The sequence below is a fragment of the Mesorhizobium comanense genome (assembly GCF_005503535.1).
Classification (GTDB): domain Bacteria; phylum Pseudomonadota; class Alphaproteobacteria; order Rhizobiales; family Rhizobiaceae; genus Mesorhizobium; species Mesorhizobium comanense.
The window spans coordinates 216,652-236,060 of sequence record NZ_SCNN01000009.1 but is presented as its reverse complement, the minus strand read 5'-3'; the positions used below and the strand labels follow the sequence as shown (position 1 = coordinate 236,060).

The window sequence follows — 19,409 nt, the reverse complement described above, 5'->3', positions numbered from 1 at the left end:
AAAGACGAAACTTTCCATCAATCCGTCGGCAGGCGGTAATCCCTGAACTGCTGGCGCAAGGTGAGCTTCTGGATCTTGCCGGTGGCGGTGTGCGGTATTTCGCCGACGAAAGCGACATCGTCGGGCATCCACCACTTCGCCACCTTGCCGTTCATGAAGTCGAGAATATCGGCCTTGCTCGGTTCCTTGCCCGGCTTGGCGACGACGACCAGCAGGGGCCGTTCCCCCCATTTCGAATGCTGGACGCCGATCGCGGCGGCTTCCGCGACGTCAGGGTGGCCGACGGCCAGGTTCTCGAGGTCGATCGTCGAAATCCACTCGCCGCCCGACTTGATGACGTCCTTGGCGCGGTCGGTGATCTGCATGTAGCCGCCGGCATCGATGTGGGCGACATCTCCGGTGTCGAACCAGCCATCCTCGTCGAATTGTTCGGCGCCGGCCCCGCCATAATAGGCGCGGGCGACAGCCGGGCCGCGTACCTTCAGCCGGCCGAAGGTCTTGCCGTCCCAGGGTTGCGGGTTGTTCTCGTCATCGGTCACCTTCATTTCGACGCCGAAGGGCGCGTAGCCCTGCTTCTGTTTGACATCCAGCCGGGCGTCGCCCTCGAGAGCGGCATATTCCGGCTTCAGCGTGCACAGCGTTCCGAGCGGCGACATTTCGGTCATGCCCCAGGCATGGATCACCTCGACATCGTAATTGTCCTGGAATTTCGTCATGATCGCACGCGGGCAGGACGAGCCGCCGATAACGACCTTGTTCAGATAGGGCAGCTTCCTGCCGGTCTCCTCCAGATATTGCAGCAGCATCATCCACACGGTCGGCACGGCGGCGCTGAAGGTCACCTTCTCCGTATCGAGCAGCTCATAGATCGAGGCGCCGTCCATCTTGCAGCCGGGCATGACCAGCTTGGCGCCGATCATCGGCGCGCTCTGGCCGAGCCCCCATGCATTGGCATGGAACATCGGTACGACGGGCAGGATGGTGTCGCGCGCCGACAGACCCATGGCGTCGGGCATGGCGGCGATCATGGCGTGAAGGACGTTGGAGCGATGGCTGTAGATGACGCCCTTGGGATCTCCCGTCGTGCCTGACGTATAGCACATGCCGGCGGCGGTGCCTTCGTCGAAGCTCTTCCAGGCGAAGTCGCCATCGGCTTCCTCAAGCCACTCCACATAGGCCACGGCATTGGGCAGCGCCGTTTGCGGCATATGCGCCTTGTCGGTGAGCACGATCACCTTCTTCAGCGATTTGACGGCGCCCGCGATCTTCTCCAGCAGAGGGATGAAGGTAAGGTCGACGAAGACGGCCTTGTCCTCGGCATGGTTCATGATCCAGACGATCTGCTCGGGAAACAGGCGCGGGTTGAGCGTGTGATAGATCGCGCCGATGCCCATGATGCCGTACCAGGCCTCGATGTGACGCGCGGTGTTCCACGCCAGCGTGGCGATGCGGTCGCCCAACCTGTAGCCGTCGCGTTCCAGCCGCTGGGCGACCTTGAGGGAGCGGCGATGGATGTCGGCATAGGTGGTCCGTACGATCGGCCCTTCGACCGAACGCGACACGATCTCGCGCACCCCATGCTGCCGCTCGGCATTGTCGATGAGCTTATGGCACAACAGCGGCCATTCCTGCATCAGCCCCAGCATTCCGTTCCTCCCCTGCGCTTTGTGCGTCGTCGTTGGTTCATTGTGAAGCGAACCGGCGGATTGTCCAGTCATCGTTTGCACGGCGGGCTCGAAGTGCGCTTTCGGGTTGCTCCCGGCAACGTGTTGAATCCGGCTGCGTTTCTGATTTCGAAGGCCCGGTATTCTCCTGCCATTCGTGTGGCGGGAGGCTCAACTCCGTTACATCGCTGCAATCTCTGTTGATCGGTCTGGCCGCCAAAAGTGCCATAATCCGGCCATCCTCGGCGTTAAGTTTCGTTAACGGGAAAAGGGGTTCGATGGCGACTGAAAGAGGTTCGCATGGACGCGCTCGACGATAAGGTCCTCGAGAGTACGCTTGCCGAAAGCCTGGCCGATCTGGTGCCGGACGAAAAGACGGTTTCCGAAGACGAATTTGTTGAAGTTGTCGGTGGCGCTCTTGAAGCCGTCGGCGGCACGCTATTGTTCAAGATGTGCGTCCAGAACGAAGGCGAAGGCCAGCATGTCGCGGCCGCATCCGTCGGCGATGGTGGCAATCGCCAGTTCCTGTTGCTGACCTTGCCGACCGGCGGCGGCTCGCTGAAAGTCGAAACGGTTTCGCGCAGCAGCAATCCGGTGGCCGGAATCGCTGCCGCCTATGCCGGACTGATGGACGCCTTCAAGACCGCCGCTTGAGCCTCGTCCACCGCTCGAAAGCGTTGCATTGCCGCGCCTGATGGAGCGCGCGCGTTTTCTTGATGCCGACCGACCTTGCGCAACGGCTCTGGCCGCCACACCTTAATGGGCGACCCTAGAGCATGATGCCGAAAAGTGTGAAGCGGTTTTCGGACGACATCATGCTCTATCTCTTTGATTTAGAGCCGGATGATTTCAGGTCGAACAGACCTGAAATCATCCGGCTCCAGGAGGAACCTGCATGGACAAGATCGCCAACCCGGCACCGGGCTTCGCACGCAATCCCGACAAGATTATCACCATCGAGCCCTATGTCGGCACTGTCACGGTGCGCGCCGGCGAGACGATCGTCGCTTCGTCCACCAACGCAAAGGTGCTGACCGAAACGCCTTATCCCGCGACTTTCTACATTCCGTTCGCCGACATCGATTTCGACCGGCTGAGCGGCACCGACCATTCGACCCATTGCCCCTACAAGGGCGATGCCAGCTACTGGAGCGTGCTGCCGGCCGGCGAGGCGGGCAAGGACGCGATGTGGGCCTACCGGCATCCCTTCGACGAAATGGCCGAAATCCGCGACCATGGCGCGTTCTACGCCAGCAAGGTCAGCATAGAAGCCGAGCCGGGCTGAACCCCGGCCTGAAGGCACACAGCGCGCACAATCAATCGGTGGTGCCGTGATTGCCCATTCCGTCGGCGTCGTCGAGGCGCACGAACGTCATGCCCTTGGCTTTCAACGCCAGCAGCCCCTGGACCACGCCCTGACCGGCGGCGTGGGTGGGCTGGTTGATGTGCGAGATGATGACGTCACCGTCCTTGGCGGCGGCGATGCGCCTGGCGGTTTCCTTGGCACCGAGCAGCGAGCCGCCGTCACCGTTGATCGAGAAGCCGGCGATCTTGAAGCCGAGCTTGCGGATCATCGCGATCGCCGAAGGGCTGTACTCGGCGGTTGCGCCACGGAACCATTTCGGCGCCGGCTGACCGGTCCTGGCAAGTGCCGCCGCGCCCGACTCGACTTCGGCCAGCACGGCCTCCGGGCTGCCGGCGCTGCTTATGCCATAGATCTTCTGCGGCGTGTCGACCGCCGGAACATGGCGCCCGCCGTGATTCTCCAGTTCGAACAGGTCGGGATGCGCCTGCATGATCGCCACGGCCGCAGCGTTCCGCTTCAGCCAGATGCCGGTGACGAAAATGGTGGCGGGTATCTTGTTTTCCACCAGCGCCGAGAGAATGCGCGTGTCGGTCTGGCCGCCACAGGCATCAAGTGTCAGGGCCACGTGGCCGGCTCCGTTCGCCGACGGCTTGATGCGCAGCGTCGGTTCGACCAGCGGGGTCGCATGGGCGGCGGATATCACCGCCAACGACATGGCGAGCACAGAGAAATGTCTTTGCAAGGCACGCATCGAACCGAATTCCTGACTGACTGCTGAAGCCGGTATCCTGAAAACCCGTAAGAAGGCGGAAATCGGGACGATGGATAGCAGAAAAGCGCCTGACACGGCAATTTGACCGACGGCCTGTTGAGCGAGCCGCCGGAACACGGCCTGGCTGACCGGGATTCGCGCGCAGTGTGCGTTTCCGGCTCCGTTCGGTTCGCGCTCCCTTCGGTTTGGCGCTATCCCCGCCCGAAATATCCCCGGTACCATTCCACGAAGCGCCCGACGCCATCGGAGACCGAGGTGCCGGGGCGGTAGCCGACAGCCGCTTCCAGCGCGGAGGAGTCGGCGAAGGTGTCGGGCACGTCGCCGGCCTGCAGCGGCAACAGCTCGATGATGGCCTTGCGGCCCAGCGCGCCTTCCAGCGCTTCGACATAGGCGGTCAGTTTTACCGGCCTGTTGTTGCCAATATTGAAGATGCGCCAGGGCGCGCTGCTCGTTGCCGGATCCGGATGGCTGGAATCCCAGTCCGGATTGGCCGCGGCCGGACTGTCGCTGGCCCGGATCACGCCTTCGGCGATGTCCTCGACATAGGTGAAGTCGCGCGTGTGGTTGCCATTGTTGAACAGCTTGATCGGCTCGCCCGCCAGAATGCACCTCGTGAACAGGAACAGCGCCATGTCGGGCCGCCCCCAGGGGCCGTAGACGGTGAAGAAACGAAGCCCGGTCGTCGGCAGGCGAAACAGGTGGCTGTAGCTGTGCGCCATCAGTTCGTTGGCGCGCTTGGTGGCCGCGTAGAACTGCAGCGGATGGTCTGCCGGACGATGTTCGGAAAACGGCATGTCGGTGTTGGCGCCGTAGACGCTCGACGTGCTGGCATAGGTCAGATGCGCGATGCCGCCGTTGCGGCAGGCTTCGAGCATGTTGGTGAAAGCGACGATGTTGCTCTCGACATAGGCGTGCGGGTTTTCCAGGCTGTAGCGCACGCCCGCCTGCGCGGCGAGGTGGATCACCCTGTCGAAGGCGTGAGCGCCGAAGCAGCCATCCACCACGCTTCTGTCGGCCAGGTTGCCTTGGATGAAATGATACCCCGCATTGGTGCTGTCGCTTGCCTCGGCCAGCAGCCGCAGCCGCGCCTGCTTGATCGCGGGATCGTAATAGTCGTTGACGCTGTCTATGCCGACGACCTCGTCGCCGCGCTCCAGCAATCGCCGGGCGACGTGATAGCCTATGAAGCCGGCCGAGCCGGTGACCAGAACCTTCATCAGAAACGCCCGTGCTGGAGAAGCGCCCCCGGCCGCCTATTGCACGTTGGCTTGAAAACTCAAGAACGCTTCAGCAGCGACCATGCCGCAGGCACAAGGCTCGCGGCGAGCGCAACCTTGATCAAGTCGCCGAGGATGAACGGCACGACGCCGAACTGCCAGGACTTTTCCGGGCCGATGAGCAGCGCCAGCCAGGCGAAACCCATCGCCATCATCACCACCTCGGCAACCAGCATCGCATTGAACAGCTTGATCGGGTGACGATCCCAGCCACGATCGGCGGCCCAGCCGACAATGGCCGCCATGACCACGAAGCCGGCGAGATAACCGCCGGTCGATCCAAGCATGTAGGCGATGCCGATGCCCTTTTCCGGCGTGCCCTGGAAGACCGGCAAGCCCATCGCGCCCTCTGCCATGTAGAGCAGCAGCGTGGCGACGCCGAGGCGCATGCCGAAGGCCGCGGCGATCAGGAAGACGGCAAGCGTTTGCATCGAGATGTCGACAGGGCCCAGCACGACCCTGGTCTTGGCGGAGAGGGTCAGCAGCAGCGTTCCAGCGATCGCCAGCAGCAGTTGCGTTGCCAGCCGCGCGGCGCCTTCCTGCGGCAGGGCCAGAGAAACAAGCGGGCGCGTCGTCGTTGCAATTGCCATGATCTTCCCCAATCAGGTTGCCGCGATCCGATAATCACGGTCTTGCGTTTTCCTATATTGGCTTGCGTGCTATGCGGCAATCGGTTTTGCCGTTTCTGGAACAATGTGCCGACATGGCTCTCAAATTCGACACCGGTTTCGATCCGAATTACGGCCGGGGCGTAAGTGTTGCGCCCGGCGTGCAGCGCATAACGGTCCGAAATCCCAGCCCCTTCACATTTCACGGAACCAACAGCTATGTCATCGGGCGCGATGCCCTGGCCGTCGTCGACCCCGGGCCCGATGACGAGGCACACCTTCAGACGCTGCTCGAGGTGATTGCCGGCCGGCCGGTCAGCCACATCTTCGTCAGTCATACGCATCGTGACCATTCACCGCTGGCGGCCCGCCTGCAGGAGCGCACCGGCGCGACGGTGCTGGCGGAAGGACCGCACAGGCCGGCGAGGCCTTTGCATATCGGCGAAATCAATGCGCTCGACGCCAGTGCCGACACCGGTTTCGTTCCCGACATCGCGCTGCCGGATGGGGAACTGGTCGAGGGCGATGGCTGGGCGATCCGCACGATCCTGACGCCCGGCCACACGGCCAACCACGCGGCATTCGCGCTGGAGGGGACCGGCATCCTGTTTTCAGCCGATCACGTCATGGCGTGGGCGACGTCCATCGTGGCGCCCCCGGACGGGGCGATGGCCGATTACATGGCGTCCCTGGACAAGCTCATCGAGCGCGGCGACCGGCTGCTTTTGCCTGGCCACGGCGGCCCCGTGACGGCGCCGCGCAGCTTCATGCGCGGGTTGAAGACGCATCGCAGGATGCGCGAACGAGCCATACTGGAGCGGGTGAGGGCAGGCGACAGGACGATCGCCGCCATGGTCAAGGCGATCTACCGCGACACCGATCCGCGTCTGCACGGGGCAGCAGGCCTCTCGGTGCTGGCCCATCTGGAGGATCTGGTGGCGCGCGGCCTTGTCGAAACGGAAGCCGCGCCGGCCATCGATGGGATTTTCACGCCGCGCTGATTTCAATTCAGCGGGGGATATAGCTGCGCTGGGGCGTTCGGAGTGTTTCGGCTGCCTTTGTGATTGCAATGCGTATGTTGTATTTTTACGTCACGAAGATTCGTTGCGAAAAGCATTTTTCGCCGGCCTGGATCGGTTGCCGAAATGACAACAAGTTTTTTGTTCTCAACGAGATTGCCGCCGCGCCGGGACAGGGTTTCCCAGGCAAGTCACGGTTTGTTGCAAGCCGCATTGACAAGCCATTGCATGAAACCTAAGCACAGCCAGTCAGGGCTGGGGGGCTTCGGCATGTCAAGGAGAGCTTCTTGAAGGGAATTATCCTTGCTGGAGGCAGTGGAACACGTCTTTATCCACTGACTTTAGCAGTATCTAAGCAAATCCTCCCCATCTACGACAAGCCGATGATCTATTATCCGCTGAGCGTACTGATGCTCGCCGGGATTCGCGAGATTCTGGTCATCTCGACGCCGCGCGACCTGCCGGTCTTCCGTGAGCTGCTTGGCGACGGATCGGAGTTCGGGCTCGCGCTGTCCTATGCCGAACAGCCCCAGCCCAATGGACTGGCGGAAGCCTTCATCATCGGCCGCGACTTTATCGGCAAGGACAGCGTGTCGATGATCCTTGGCGACAATATCTATTTCGGCGACGGGCTGTCGCAGCTTTGCCGCGCGGCGGCGTCGCGCGAAACCGGCGCCTCGGTGTTCGCCTATCATGTCGAGGATCCGGAGCGCTATGGCGTGGTTTCGTTCGACAAGGTGACCGGAACCGCGCTGACCATCGAGGAAAAGCCGCAGAAGCCGAAATCCTCCTGGGCCGTCACGGGCCTTTATTTCTACGACAATGACGTCGTCGATATCGCCTCGACCATCCGGCCTTCGGCGCGCGGCGAGCTCGAGATCACGGCGGTCAACAATGTCTATCTCGAACGCGGGCAGCTGCATGTGCACAGGCTGGGGCGCGGTTATGCCTGGCTCGATACCGGCACCCATGACAGCTTGAACGATGCCTCTTCCTTCGTGCGCACGATCGAGCACCGCCAGGGCATCAAGATCGCCTGTCCCGAAGAGATCGCCCTCGAACAGGGCTGGCTGACGGCCGACAAGGTCCTGGAGCGCGCAACGCGCCTGGGCAAGAACGAATATGCCGCCTATCTGCGCCGGCGCGTCGCCGATCTGTCGGAGAGCTAGGTGCTGGAGGTGAGACCCCTTGGCATCGATGGCGTGCTGGAAATCATTCCCAAGCGCCATGGCGATGCGCGCGGCTTCTTCATGGAGACCTACAATGCCGAGCGCTTTTCGCAGGCCGGCATCGATCTGACCTTCGTGCAGGACAACCATTCCTACTCCGCCGCGGCGGGTGTGCTGCGCGGGCTGCACTATCAGCTCGCGCCGCGCGCCCAGGACAAGCTGCTGCGCGTCATCCGTGGCAGCATTCTCGACATCGCGGTCGATATCCGCCGCGCCTCGGACAGCTTCGGAAAATGGGTCGCCCTCGAAGTCTCGGCCGAAAAGGGCAACCAGATCCTGGTGCCGAAGGGTTTTGCGCACGGCTTCGTCACGCTCGTGCCCGACACGGAGGTCCTGTACAAGGTGACGGACACCTATTCGCCCGAGCATGACCGGTCGATCCGTTTCGACGACCCCGCGATCGGCATCGATTGGCCGTCCCTGGCCGGCGGCTTCCAGCTGTCGGACAAGGACCTCAGGGCGCCGTTGTTGGCCGCCGCCGAGGTGTTCGCCTGATGGGTGTCGTCAAAAGCGCTTGGGTCTACGTCGTGAGGGCTGCGGCATGAATTTTCTCGTGACGGGCGGGGCCGGCTTCATCGGCTCGGCGGTGTGCCGGCATCTGTGCGCCAATCCGGTCTACAGGGTGACCAATCTCGACAAGCTGACCTATGCCGGCAACCTGGCTTCGCTACGGCCGATCGAGAATGCCCATAATTACAGCTTCGCCCATGCCGACATCTGCGACGAGAGGGCGGTGCTCGACCTGCTGCGCCGCCACGATATCGACATCGTCATGAACCTGGCCGCCGAGAGCCATGTCGACCGCTCGATCGACGGGCCCGGTGCCTTCATCGAGACCAACATCGTCGGCACCTACAGGATCCTCAACGCCGCGCTGGAATATTGGCGCGGCCTTTCCGACGAGAGGAAAGACCGGTTCCGCTTCCACCACGTCTCGACCGACGAAGTGTTCGGCGATCTGCCCTTCGATGGCGGCATGTTCGTCGAGGAGACGCCCTACGCGCCGTCCTCGCCCTATTCCGCCTCGAAGGCGGCTTCGGACCATCTGGTGCGCGCCTGGCACGAAACCTACGGCCTGCCGGTCGTGCTCTCCAATTGCTCCAACAATTACGGGCCCTATCATTTTCCGGAGAAACTGATTCCGCTCGTCATCCTCAACGCGCTCGACGAAAAGCCGCTGCCGGTCTACGGCGCCGGCGCCAATGTGCGCGACTGGCTGTTCGTCGAGGATCACGCGCGCGCGCTGGAACTGGTTGCCACGAAGGGCGCGCCGGGCGAGAGCTACAATGTCGGCGGCAATTCGGAACGCACCAACCTCGCCGTTGTCGAGACGATCTGTGACCTGCTCGACGCCAGGCGTCCGCGGGCCGGTGGCAAGCGCTACCGCGAGCTGATCTCCTTTGTCACCGACCGTCCCGGCCACGACCGCCGCTATGCCATCGATGCCTCCAAGATCGGCCGCGAGCTCGGCTGGGCGCCGAGGGAGAATTTCGACAGCGGCCTGGCGCGAACCGTGGACTGGTTCCTCGACAACAAATGGTGGTGGGGGCCGATCCGCGAACAGCGCTATGCCGGCGAAAGGCTGGGCGAAGCCCGCAAGGTGGGCGCGTGAGACTGCTTGTCACCGGGCGCGAAGGGCAGGTCGCGGCAAGCCTTGTCGAGGCTGGCCGACAGAAGACCGGTGTCGAGCTTGTCGCCATCGGTCGCCCCGAACTCGACCTGGCACGGCCGGAGACAATCGTCGAGGCCATAGCCGCCGCCAGGCCTGACATCGTCGTCTCGGCCGCCGCCTATACGGCGGTCGATCAGGCCGAGGACGAACCGGAGCTGGCCTTTGCCGTCAACGCGGCCGGCGCCGGCAAGGTGGCCGAAGCCGCTGCGCGCCTTGGCGTCCCGGTGATCCATCTCTCGACCGATTATGTCTTCGACGGCAAAAAGCCCGCCGCCTATGCCGAGACCGACGCGACCGGACCGCTCGGCGTCTATGGCGCCTCCAAGCTTGCCGGGGAGCGGGCGGTGATCGCCACCAATCCACGCCACCTCATCTTGCGCACCGCCTGGGTCTACAGCCCGTTCGGCCGGAATTTCGCAAAAACCATGCTGCGCTTGGCGGCCGACCGCGACGAGATATCGGTGGTGTCAGATCAATGGGGAAATCCCACATCGGCGCTTGATATCGCCGAGGCGATCCTGCATGCGGCGGCGATGCTGCATCGCAACAAGACCTTCGCCGGATTTGGCACCTATCATCTGGCCGGCACGGGAGAAACCAGCTGGAGCGGCTTTGCCCGTCACATCCTCGACACAAGTCTGAAGTTTGGTGGTCCCTGGGCGCGGGTACGAGATATCGAGACAATGGACTACCCAACCAAGGCGCGCCGCCCCGCCAACTCCAGGCTTTCAAGCGCGAAATTCGCCGACGTATTTGCATGGACGGCACCGGACTGGCGGGAGTCGGCGGAACGGGTGGTAAGTCGGCTTGTGAACATTGCCACGGCGGCGTCGCATTAAAGGGATTACGATGAACTCGGGCGCATCATTGCTGTGGTTTCGGCTCGCGCGGTTCGACATCACGCTTCGCTACCGGAACTCGACCTTCGGGCCCCTATGGATCACGGTGAACACCGCGATATTCGTGGCGTCGGTCGGATTCCTGTACGCGGTTCTTCTCAACCAGCCGGTGAGAGAGTATCTGCACCATTTGGCGGTCAGCATAGTTCTCTGGCAGTTCCTGTCGGCTGCTGTGGTCGAAGGTGCCGAGACCATGATCAATTCTCATGACCTCATATTGAATACAAAAATATCTCCGGCTTCATGCATATTTCGATGTGTAACTAAGAACTTCATCATATTGCTACACAATGTTGTTGTAGTATTTGTGACTATGATTATAGCATATCCGTCTATTGGCTTAAATATTCCAATGTTTGTAATCGGAACCGTATTGCTGGCTGTTCATGCTGCTTGGATATCATCTATTGTTTCTATTGTTTCGGTTAGATTTAGAGACGTCCCATTGATAGCTGCATCGGCGATGCAGCTTCTGTTTATATTGTCACCAATTCTGTGGACGTCGAAGATACTGCCGTCGGAATCCCTTTTCCTTCTCCTCAACCCGATTTCCTACATTATCGATGCGGCACGCACGCCGATCCTGAACGGTGGGACTGACTATACGAGTGTATTGGTTTCTGCCGGGATCGCTGCCTTGGGCAGTATCGCCGCGTACACGCTCTACCGAAGGACGCAGCACCGAATCCCGTACTGGCTTTGAATTTTGACGACATCTTGTAAATCAGACCGGAATCCCATGTTACCGCCATCTATTCAGCTAGCCGACGTGACTGTCCGAATCCCGATATGGTCAGCTCCGGCAAATCGATCGCTCAAGCAGGCGGCGCTGAGGTTCACGACCGGTGGGCGTTTGCTGGCCGGTGATACCGGCCGCTTCGAGGTCGCCGCGCTTGATGGCGTGTCGCTTGACCTGCAAGCTGGCACGCGGTTGGGGCTGAGCGGACACAACGGCGCCGGCAAGACAACCTTGTTGAGGGTGCTGGCCGGTATTTTGAAGCCCACCACTGGCACCGCCGCCATAAATGGCGATACAGCTGTTTTGATAAAGCCGTCCATGGGATTGTCTCCCGAACTCACAGGGAGGGAGTTCATCCGGCTTCAAAGCCTCATGGCGGGGATTTCGCCAAAGGACGTAGAGCAGCAGATTGGTTCGATCATCGATTTCTCGGAACTGGGTGATTTTATAGATCTTCCCGTTCGCACATATTCGACAGGTATGCAGACACGGCTGTCATTTTCGGTTGTGACCGCTTACCCCACCGATATTGTGCTTCTGGATGAAGGGTTGGGCACCGGCGACGAATCCTTCCAAAAAAAGGCTCGTGACCGCATGGAGCACTGGCTGAACAATGCCGCGATTATTGTTCTGGCATCCCATTCCGACGCATTGATTCGATCAATGTGCCATTCGGCTGTGCATCTTGAAAAAGGGCGTATCGTGAGAGAAGAGGTTTTCAGCTAATGCGTCGTCGGTTTACAGCAACGCTGGCGGGCGCAGGGGCGCGGTTTTTCGGGCATCAGGAGTTAAAGCAGTCGTATCACAAGGTCTTTGACCCGAACGTTAAGTTGCAGAGTTATAAGAGCCGGTTTGCCTATGTGTGCATGTCCATGGCCCATCGTCTTGGCTTGCTTGCTGACCTACAGTCGTCTTACCTGTCGCAACTGCCACTCGTCCCGGCGGTGGCCCCGCCGAACCATGTTTACGACCGCGATTTCCTCAATCTGCGATTAAATCGCGTCTATGACTTGCCCGAAGTCGAGATTGACGGGCGTCGACCGCAGACGATTAATGTTCTCGTTCCGGCTTTTGACTTTAAATCGATTTCGGCGGGTTTTTTTGGTGTTTTCCAGGTGGCGCTCTTCCTGCGAAAGACCGGTATCAATGTTCGTCTGGTTATGTTCGACAATTTTTATTTCAATCTATCCGAGTTTAGAGAGAAGGTTCTAAAATATCCCGGGATGGAACGGATCTTTGACGAACTCGAAGTAGAGTATATCGGGGAGAGACGTGCACCTCTTCGCGTTTCAAAGTATGATTATGCGGTCGCCACCGTCTGGTATTCGGCTTATCTTGCCGAAAAAATATGCTCGGCGACCGATAATAAGAGTTTCATATATCTTATACAGGACTATGAGGCATTATTCTATCAGGCAAATAGCTTGCACGCAATTGCCGATCGCACGTATTCAATGAACTATAGTGCGATTTTCTCCAGCGAGAGCTTGATGAATTTCTTTGTTTCAAACGATGTTGGAGGGATAAAATCTCGCGGATTGTCCTATACATTCTTCAATAACGCGTGCTCCTCGAATTTGCTGCCAAAGAATGCCTTCATCGAGCGCAACCGCGCGAAAAACAAGAAAAAGATCGTCTTCTATTCTCGTCCTGTCGTGGATCGTAACATGTTCGAACTCACGGCACTGGCTCTTGCTACTGCATTCAAGCGGGGAATATTCGATCCCGCTGAATGGGAATGCGTCGGGATGGGGCTTGGTGAAGGAGTTGTCGAACTGCTCCCGGGGGCTCGATCGGTTTCGCTGCCAAGGATGGACCTCAGCACGTATATCGAAGAGGTTTCCAGCTTCGACATCTGTCTGACGTTGATGGCCTCTCCACACCCAAGCATGATTCCAATGGATTTGGCCGGGTCCGGCTGCGTGGTTGTTACAAACACGTTCAAAACAAAAACCGATGAATATTTGAAGGGGCTTAGCGAAAACATTATACCAGCTCAACCGGGGTTGAATGAGCTCGTTGCAGCGCTGGAACTAGCGAGGGCGAAGAGTATGAATTTGGAGGACCGATACAAGTTTGCGAAGGCCATGAAGTATCCGCGTGATTGGGATCATTCGCTCACTTCAAAGCATCTGAATTTCTTTAAGCGGCGTTTGCGCGCTAAATCAACTGCGGGATCAAGTAGTAATCGGAAAACGCCGTAAGCTCTTGGATGCCACTGGCTCTGTGCTCCAGCCAACAATCGAGTGCCGCAACCGAGATACCGCCGAGCAAGTATCGAGACGATGGCAGCAACACATACAGCGATCAAATTTGCCTCACCAGGAGGTCAGCGTACTCTGATAGTGGTGGGATGTGGCCGGGGCGGAACAAGCCTCGTTGCGGGCGCCGCCACAATTCTTGGTGTGCCGATGGGAGCACCACATGGTTCCACTAACCATGAGGATGTGGAACTTGTTAACTTGGCTCAAGGTCGGGATCTTGACGGCAATCCGATGGGGTTGTCCGCAGGAAGCCATTTGGAAAAGCTGAGGAGCTTAATTCAAGCCCGAAACCGGGCCAATGATCTCTGGGGCTGGAAAGATCCCTCCGCTGACATGTATCTGGATGCTATATCCGACGTTTTAAGAGACCCCTTGGTGCTATTTGTTAATCGCGATATGGCCGCAATCGCGCAGTCCGAAGTCAATCAGATGCAGGGTTCGATTGAGCAGGCCTATGACATGGCGCTTCAGCGGTTCGGTAGGTATTGGGGATTGCTGCAGCGCCTGCAGTGGCCCACCCTCCTGGTGAGCTATGAGCGGGCCGTCTTGGACCCTGAGGCTTTGCTTTGCGAGGTTGCCGATTTCGTGAGACTTACTCCGCCGACGGAAAAGCAGAGGGAGGCGGTCAGGAGATTCGCCGAAGGCCGAAGGTACCGAACGCTGTAGCATTTGATACATCTAATTGCATTTTTCGCTCGATTCTACTGAGATGCCAATCAACTGCTGGCTAGCCTATAAACAACTATACGCCAAGCCTCGCTATGCCCTTGGGGGATCGCAAGGTTAACTGGCGGAGTAATTGGGCAAGAATTACTTGTAAGGCTGCATGGGCGCATCAACCTTTGTTTGGCTTATATGCCAGCTCGATTTTGTCCGCAGGTTTGCCTCGGGGCGCGCCTATAGGGCGCTCGGCTGAGCGACGCTGGAGCCTTGGCCATCATCTTTTCATATTACCTCTGTAGGCCCCTTTGCCTTGCAATGTTGATTGCCGGCTCAAACTATGATGCGTAAGCTGGCGCACCGGCAAAATAAGATCGGAATAATATAACGGGATCAGTTTCGACAGGAAGCGACCACGTAACGTGAAGGGCTCACTTCCGGGTTCCATTCGGCTTTCCGATTGCTGTGTGGGGCGGTTATGCACCCTCAAAGTTGCCTCGTGCTGCTCGGAACTGCCCGCATACGACGGGAGTTTTTGGTGAATCGCCTGGACCAGCTTAGAAGGAACCTGGACAAAGACACTATGGTCGGCGTCGAAATCGGCCCATTCTTCAACCCGGTTGCCCCAAAGGCGGATGGCTGGAACACGACTGTTATTGACTACCAAGACGGTGAGGGGCTTCGCAAGATTGCACGAAACCACTCGGACGGCGGTATTCGCAGCAAGGTCAACGTAATCGAGGATGTCGATATCGTATGGCATGGCCAGCCACTCGACAAAGTGACGCTGAAACGGAATCCCGAAGGCTACGACTTCGTAATCGCCAGCCACGTAATCGAGCATACTCCCGACATTCTTGGCTTCCTGCAGCAGTGTTCGCGCCTTCTAAAGCCGGACGGGATCGTGGCCCTTGCTGTTCCTGATATGCGAAAGTGCTTTGACTTGTTGAAGTCGCCGACTAGCGTCCGGGAGATCCTTACCGCCTATAGAGAGCGCCGTGTCAGGCACACCCCTGAGGCGCTGTTCGAAGCCCGTGCCTGGGCGACGACTCGAGACGGAAAAACAGCATGGGTTGGTGGTAACCATTTACCCATTGGTTTTGCCCACTCCTTCGGCAGCGCGCTAAAACGCTACAAGAGCGATGTCAGGCGGGCAGGGAAAGCTCACCCCTATGTTGACGCACATACTTGGTTTTTTACGCCGGCATCGTTCGAGCTTGCGATTTTGCAACTGAACCAGATGGGCTTTCTTAGTCTCGATATCGCATGGTTAGAGGAGAATCATGGCTCTGAATTCATAGTCCAGATGAGGCGCGCTGAGGAAACAGGAACAATCCCACGCGAGAAGTTCGACGCAGAAAGGATAAGGCTGGCACTCAAGCACCACACCGAGTTCGACAGTGAGGTGGGGCCGAGTTACCGCGAGATAGCCCCCGCACCAGAGCCGGAGCGAATAATTGTCGAAGTCCCAGTGGACGTGCGAGTTGAAGTTCCAGTCGAGGTATTTGTGCCCGTTGAGCCTCCGATAGAATCGACCGTTGATCTGGCTTGGCGGTTAGCCTTCCGAATTCGTCGAAAGATATTGTCCATAGTCGGATTCGGGTAGCGGCAGGATCGCCCCGGTGAGGCAGGTCGACAGGCTCCGCCATCCGCGACGAAACATTCTGTGAGGCCACTGGTGCTGGAGAGCCGAGAAAAGCCGCAATAATGACGCGGATATTTGATCGGGATCGGCGGTGCTTTGACAGGAAATCTAACTTGCCGGTATTTTGATTGGAGCAAGCCTTGGACGCCCGAATGAGAGGCCATCTGCAGACAAAGAGTTGCGGCTGGTATTTACGGCAATTGCATCACGTACCGCGACAACGTTCGGCCAATCGCACGCCAACTGGAATTTGAAGGCGCTCGGATCTAGCACTCCAGTGCAAGTCAAGGACGCGATACCTTATCCTCCCCCCAAAAAAACATCTGGCTATGCCCCGCAGCCCGCAGTATGCGATATAACACGGCGGGGGCCGGAATAGCATTATCAGGCGCGACCGGCCACGAGTGATCTTCGTGTCCGCGCTTCCTGGTGCAATCTCCGAGAGCCTGGAGTCTAGCGCCGTCCCATGAATTCCTACCTGGAAGCTGTCTTCGGACTCAGGCCGGAAGTGCGGCGTGTCTTCATCATGATCCAGGACGTGGTCATGGTGCTGGTCGCCGTGGCGCTCGCCCTTGCGCTTTCCAGGTCGAACCTTTCGTTCGAGGCGCTGTCCGAGGAAGGGCTGCTGACCTGGACGAGCATCGTTGTCATCAGCCATCTGCTGTTTCGCTATGGCGGCCTTTACAACACGGTCTGGCGCTTCGCCTCCACGCCTGATTTCTTCAACATCCTGAAGAGCTGCGCGATCCTGACGCTGGTGCTTTACCTGGTTTCGCTGGGCGTGCGTCACTTCCAGCCGGTCGCCGGCCTCAACGAGCGCCAGTTCATCGTCTTTCTCCTGGTCTCCTTCACCATCATCTCGGCGCCCCGCCTGTTCTACCGCTTCCTGCGCGATGGTGCGAGCTGGGGCATTCTGAGCCGCAGGGTCGACAAGGAACGGGCCAGGCAGGCGCTGTTCGTCGGGCGGCTTGGTGAAGCCGATCTGATCACCCGCTTCACGCGCACCGCGCAACCCGCGGACTATTCCATCGCTGGCATCATGGCGACCGAACACGGGGTGCCCCCCGGCACGCGCATCCAGGGCGTTCCCGTCGTGGCAATCCGCCCGCGTCTCATCGATGTGCTGGAAGAGTACGCCACCGGCACCAAGAGCCTCGATCTGCTGATCTTCGGCAGCGGCGCCGAGCATGAGATCGAGGAATATTCGGAACTGGTCCGCGTCGCCCGGCATGGCGGCATAGCGGTCGTGCAATTCTCCGGGCTTTCGCAACTGGGGCAGGAGGGGAAGCTCGTTCTCGACGAGGTCGAGATGGAAACGATCCTGCGCCGCCCGACAGTGCCGTCCGACATCGAGCGCATCGGCGCTTTCGTCGGCGGCAGGCGCGTGCTGGTCACCGGCGGCGCCGGCTCCATCGGCCGCACGCTGGTCAAGCGCTCGCTGGAACTGGGCGCCGAGGCGGTGCTGGTCGCCGACAATTCCGAATTCGGCATTTTCCAGTTGAGCCAGTATGTCGAGCAGAAGGACCATGAACGCCTCAAGGTCCGCATCGTCGATGTCGCGGACCGGCGCCAGATGACGCGCGTCGTTACCGAGTTCAAACCCGACATCGTCTTCCACGCGGCGGCTCTCAAGCATGTTCCGCTGCTGGAGGAGAACTGGGAATCGGCCATCCAGACCAATGTTTTCGGCACACTCGTCTGCGCCGAGGTCGCCGCCAAATGCGGGGTGGCGCAATTTGTCATGGTCTCCAGCGACAAGGCCGTGGATCCGTCATCCGTGCTCGGCATGACCAAACGAGCCGCCGAACAGATCGTCAGCGCCTTGCATGGAACCCCATCCGGCGAGCCCGCCGCCCGGCGCGCCGCAACCAGGTTCATCGCCGTCCGGTTCGGCAACGTCTTCGGCAGCAACGGCTCTGTCGCCACCATATTCCAGGCCCAGATCGAGGCCGGCGGGCCGGTAACCATCACGGACAGGCGCATGACGCGCTATTTCATGACGGTGGCTGAAGCCGTCGACCTCGTCATCATGTCGGCCGCCGACGCCGCCTCGCGTCCGGTCGGCCAGGATTACGCCGTCTACATGCTGGATATGGGCAAGCCGGTGCCGATCCTTGAAGTGGCCGAGACGATGATCCGCATGTCGGGAAAAAGCCCTTATACGGAGATTCCGATCCGCTTCACCGGCATCAGGCCTGGTGAAAAACTCCACGAGACCCTTCATGGCGAAGACGAAGAGTTGGTCGAACTCGGCGTCTCGAAGGTTTTTGGCCTGAGCACCGATGTCGCGCAATGGACGGATGTCCAGGCGGCCCTTGCCGCGTTGCAGCAATCGATCAAGGACCAGGACAAGGCAGCCTCGCTTGCCATCCTGGCCGATCTCGACCGCGCCACCAAAGCCCGGGCGAACGCGCGCCAGGAGGAAATCCAGAAGACCGTCGGGCAGGCGGGGTAGGGCCATTCAGCGTTTCAGGGAATCGCCGAGCGGCTTTAACTCTTTGTTTTTACGCAATTCCGGACGGAAAACCGCTTCACACTTTTCCTGGAATTGCTCTAAAGCAATCGCAGAAATGGCGTCTGCGATTTCGGCGCGCAATCGCTCAAAATGAAAAGAGAATTCTGCATCCGCAGGGATCTTGGCTCCAGGAATTTCAAGCGGATGCAAGGTGTTTGACAACAGTGGGTAAGACAGATCTGCGCATCGCTGTCCTGATGGGCACCAAGAACGGTGGCGCCTTCATCGACGAGCAATTGCAGTCCCTGGCCGCACAGTCGCAACCCTTCATCGATCTCTGGATATCGGATGATGGGTCCGACGACGGCACGCTTCCCATTATCGAGGCCTGGAAGCCCCGCTGGTCAAAAGGGCGCATGACCTTGGCCGAGGGGCCGAGGCAAGGCTTTGCCGCCAATTTCCGCTCGATGATCCTGGACCTTCGCATCGACGCCGATTGCTACGCCTTTTGCGATCAGGACGACGTCTGGGAACCGGACAGGCTGGAGAGCGCCGTCCGTTGGATGCAGGCATTTGACGCGGGAACCCCGCTGATGTTCTGCTCGCGGACCGCGACCATGACCGAAACGGGGAGCCTTGTCGGCCATTCGCCGTTGTTCGGGCGGCCGCCATCCTTCCGCAATGCGCTGGTGCAGAGCATTGCCGGCGGCAACACCATCCTTCTCAACCGCGCCGCGCGCGATCTGCTCGCCAAGGCTTGCGCCCGCACAAGCTTCGTCAGTCACGATTGGTGGGCCTATCTGGTTGTCTCGGGCGCCGGCGGCGTCGTGCGCTATGACCCGCGGCCGCTGGTGCGCTACCGGCAGCATGCGGCCAACCTCGTCGGCGCCAATGTGTCATGGCGGGCGCGTATCTCGCGCCTTGGCCGCCTGATCAAGGGCCAGTTCGCCGGCTGGACCGACCTCAATCTTGCCGGCCTTGCCGTCAATCGTGACCTCCTGACCCAGGATGCGATCGCCAGCCTCGACCTCTTTGCCAGGGGGCGGCAGGGCAACCTGTTTCAGCGCCTGGCGGCCTTGCGCCAAAGTGGTGTCTATCGGCAGACTTTTGCCGGAACCCTGGGGCTCTATCTTGCTTTCGTTCTGGGCCGCATCTGAATGTCGGACAGCGGCACGGTGCGCCTGCAGCGTAAAAGCGCTC

At 59.7% G+C, this 19,409-nt stretch carries 19 protein-coding genes; 14 read left to right on the top strand and 5 right to left on the bottom strand.

Going from position 1 to position 19,409, the window contains the following annotated elements; all coding sequences use genetic code 11:
• Positions 1–17: 17 nt before the first annotated feature.
• Positions 18–1,646 (bottom strand): fatty-acid--CoA ligase, encoded by a 1,629-nt coding sequence (locus FFS37_RS17770; protein WP_137932252.1) that lies wholly within the window; start codon positions 1,644–1,646, stop codon positions 18–20.
• A 318-nt stretch (positions 1,647–1,964) separates the two neighbouring features.
• On the opposite strand from FFS37_RS17770, the gene FFS37_RS17765 reads away from it, so the two are divergent.
• Positions 1,965–2,318, top strand: a complete 354-nt coding sequence (locus tag FFS37_RS17765) for a hypothetical protein (protein ID WP_137932251.1) — start codon at positions 1,965–1,967, stop codon at positions 2,316–2,318.
• A 241-nt stretch (positions 2,319–2,559) separates the two neighbouring features.
• Positions 2,560–2,949, top strand: coding sequence for a DUF427 domain-containing protein (locus tag FFS37_RS17760; RefSeq protein ID WP_137932250.1), 390 nt, complete (start codon positions 2,560–2,562; stop codon positions 2,947–2,949).
• A gap of 31 nt (positions 2,950–2,980) precedes the next feature.
• On the opposite strand, the gene FFS37_RS17755 is transcribed toward FFS37_RS17760, so the two are convergent.
• From FFS37_RS17755 to FFS37_RS17745, 3 genes are all read right to left on the bottom strand, one after another.
• Positions 2,981–3,721: a polysaccharide deacetylase family protein gene (locus FFS37_RS17755; protein ID WP_137932249.1), complete on the bottom strand. Its 741-nt coding sequence runs from the start codon at positions 3,719–3,721 to the stop codon at positions 2,981–2,983.
• 212 nt (positions 3,722–3,933) lie between these two features.
• Positions 3,934–4,959, bottom strand: coding sequence for an NAD-dependent epimerase (locus FFS37_RS17750; RefSeq protein WP_137932248.1), 1,026 nt, complete (start codon positions 4,957–4,959; stop codon positions 3,934–3,936).
• Positions 4,960–5,018: 59 nt separating this feature from the next.
• Complete coding sequence (locus FFS37_RS17745; RefSeq protein WP_137932247.1) at positions 5,019–5,609, bottom strand: biotin transporter BioY; 591 nt, start codon at positions 5,607–5,609, stop codon at positions 5,019–5,021.
• A 113-nt stretch (positions 5,610–5,722) separates the two neighbouring features.
• Between FFS37_RS17745 and FFS37_RS17740 the strand changes: the two genes are divergently transcribed.
• The 11 genes from FFS37_RS17740 to FFS37_RS17690 all read left to right on the top strand — a co-directional run bounded on the left by FFS37_RS17740 (position 5,723) and on the right by FFS37_RS17690 (position 18,209).
• Positions 5,723–6,628, top strand: coding sequence for an MBL fold metallo-hydrolase (locus FFS37_RS17740; protein WP_137932246.1), 906 nt, complete (start codon positions 5,723–5,725; stop codon positions 6,626–6,628).
• 305 nt (positions 6,629–6,933) lie between these two features.
• A complete protein-coding gene (gene rfbA, locus FFS37_RS17735) occupies positions 6,934–7,815 on the top strand; it encodes a glucose-1-phosphate thymidylyltransferase RfbA (protein WP_137932245.1) in 882 nt (293 codons plus the stop codon).
• A complete protein-coding gene (rfbC, locus tag FFS37_RS17730; protein ID WP_137932244.1) occupies positions 7,816–8,370 on the top strand; it encodes a dTDP-4-dehydrorhamnose 3,5-epimerase in 555 nt (184 codons plus the stop codon).
• Between the two features lie 46 nt (positions 8,371–8,416).
• Positions 8,417–9,487, top strand: coding sequence for a dTDP-glucose 4,6-dehydratase (rfbB, locus tag FFS37_RS17725; RefSeq protein ID WP_137932243.1), 1,071 nt, complete (start codon positions 8,417–8,419; stop codon positions 9,485–9,487).
• Positions 9,484–10,386 carry a dTDP-4-dehydrorhamnose reductase gene (rfbD, locus tag FFS37_RS17720; RefSeq protein ID WP_137932242.1) on the top strand — a complete coding sequence of 301 codons (903 nt, stop codon included), beginning with the start codon at positions 9,484–9,486 and terminating at the stop codon, positions 10,384–10,386. The genes rfbB and rfbD overlap by 4 nt, the downstream gene beginning before the upstream one ends.
• A 10-nt stretch (positions 10,387–10,396) precedes the next feature.
• A complete protein-coding gene (locus FFS37_RS17715) occupies positions 10,397–11,149 on the top strand; it encodes an ABC transporter permease (protein ID WP_137932241.1) in 753 nt (250 codons plus the stop codon).
• A gap of 150 nt (positions 11,150–11,299) precedes the next feature.
• Positions 11,300–11,911, top strand: a complete 612-nt coding sequence (locus tag FFS37_RS17710; protein ID WP_171026317.1) for an ABC transporter ATP-binding protein — start codon at positions 11,300–11,302, stop codon at positions 11,909–11,911.
• Positions 11,911–13,389 (top strand): rhamnosyltransferase WsaF family glycosyltransferase, encoded by a 1,479-nt coding sequence (locus FFS37_RS17705; RefSeq protein ID WP_137932239.1) that lies wholly within the window; start codon positions 11,911–11,913, stop codon positions 13,387–13,389. The genes FFS37_RS17710 and FFS37_RS17705 overlap by 1 nt, the downstream gene beginning before the upstream one ends.
• Before the next feature lie 81 nt (positions 13,390–13,470).
• The gene (locus FFS37_RS17700) at positions 13,471–14,115 is read left to right on the top strand and encodes a hypothetical protein (RefSeq protein WP_137932238.1); all 645 of its coding nucleotides are present in this window, start codon (positions 13,471–13,473) and stop codon (positions 14,113–14,115) included.
• Between the two features lie 532 nt (positions 14,116–14,647).
• Positions 14,648–15,715 (top strand): class I SAM-dependent methyltransferase, encoded by a 1,068-nt coding sequence (locus FFS37_RS17695; protein ID WP_171026316.1) that lies wholly within the window; start codon positions 14,648–14,650, stop codon positions 15,713–15,715.
• Between the two features lie 505 nt (positions 15,716–16,220).
• Complete coding sequence (locus FFS37_RS17690; protein ID WP_171026315.1) at positions 16,221–18,209, top strand: UDP-N-acetylglucosamine 4,6-dehydratase; 1,989 nt, start codon at positions 16,221–16,223, stop codon at positions 18,207–18,209.
• Between the two features lie 6 nt (positions 18,210–18,215).
• On the opposite strand, the gene FFS37_RS17685 is transcribed toward FFS37_RS17690, so the two are convergent.
• Complete coding sequence (locus FFS37_RS17685) at positions 18,216–18,419, bottom strand: hypothetical protein (protein ID WP_137932236.1); 204 nt, start codon at positions 18,417–18,419, stop codon at positions 18,216–18,218.
• Positions 18,420–18,433: 14 nt separating this feature from the next.
• Here FFS37_RS17685 and FFS37_RS17680 point away from each other — a divergent pair, with 14 nt between their 5' ends.
• Positions 18,434–19,366, top strand: coding sequence for a glycosyltransferase family 2 protein (locus FFS37_RS17680; RefSeq protein ID WP_137932235.1), 933 nt, complete (start codon positions 18,434–18,436; stop codon positions 19,364–19,366).
• Positions 19,367–19,409 lie beyond the last annotated feature (43 nt).

What these genes read in the sequence shown, in the direction of transcription:
- FFS37_RS17690 (WP_171026315.1), top strand. Translation starts at nt 16,221, where the DNA reads ATGAATTCCTACCTGGAAGCTGTCTTCGGACTCAGGCCGGAAGTGCGG.
- FFS37_RS17705 (WP_137932239.1), top strand. Translation starts at nt 11,911, where the DNA reads ATGCGTCGTCGGTTTACAGCAACGCTGGCGGGCGCAGGGGCGCGGTTT.
- FFS37_RS17755 (WP_137932249.1), bottom strand. Translation starts at nt 3,721, where the DNA reads ATGCGTGCCTTGCAAAGACATTTCTCTGTGCTCGCCATGTCGTTGGCG.
- rfbB (WP_137932243.1), top strand. Translation starts at nt 8,417, where the DNA reads ATGAATTTTCTCGTGACGGGCGGGGCCGGCTTCATCGGCTCGGCGGTG.
- FFS37_RS17700 (WP_137932238.1), top strand. Translation starts at nt 13,471, where the DNA reads ATGGCAGCAACACATACAGCGATCAAATTTGCCTCACCAGGAGGTCAG.
- FFS37_RS17745 (WP_137932247.1), bottom strand. Translation starts at nt 5,609, where the DNA reads ATGGCAATTGCAACGACGACGCGCCCGCTTGTTTCTCTGGCCCTGCCG.
- FFS37_RS17750 (WP_137932248.1), bottom strand. Translation starts at nt 4,959, where the DNA reads ATGAAGGTTCTGGTCACCGGCTCGGCCGGCTTCATAGGCTATCACGTC.
- FFS37_RS17715 (WP_137932241.1), top strand. Translation starts at nt 10,397, where the DNA reads ATGAACTCGGGCGCATCATTGCTGTGGTTTCGGCTCGCGCGGTTCGAC.
- FFS37_RS17760 (WP_137932250.1), top strand. Translation starts at nt 2,560, where the DNA reads ATGGACAAGATCGCCAACCCGGCACCGGGCTTCGCACGCAATCCCGAC.
- FFS37_RS17740 (WP_137932246.1), top strand. Translation starts at nt 5,723, where the DNA reads ATGGCTCTCAAATTCGACACCGGTTTCGATCCGAATTACGGCCGGGGC.
- FFS37_RS17765 (WP_137932251.1), top strand. Translation starts at nt 1,965, where the DNA reads ATGGACGCGCTCGACGATAAGGTCCTCGAGAGTACGCTTGCCGAAAGC.
- FFS37_RS17770 (WP_137932252.1), bottom strand. Translation starts at nt 1,646, where the DNA reads ATGCTGGGGCTGATGCAGGAATGGCCGCTGTTGTGCCATAAGCTCATC.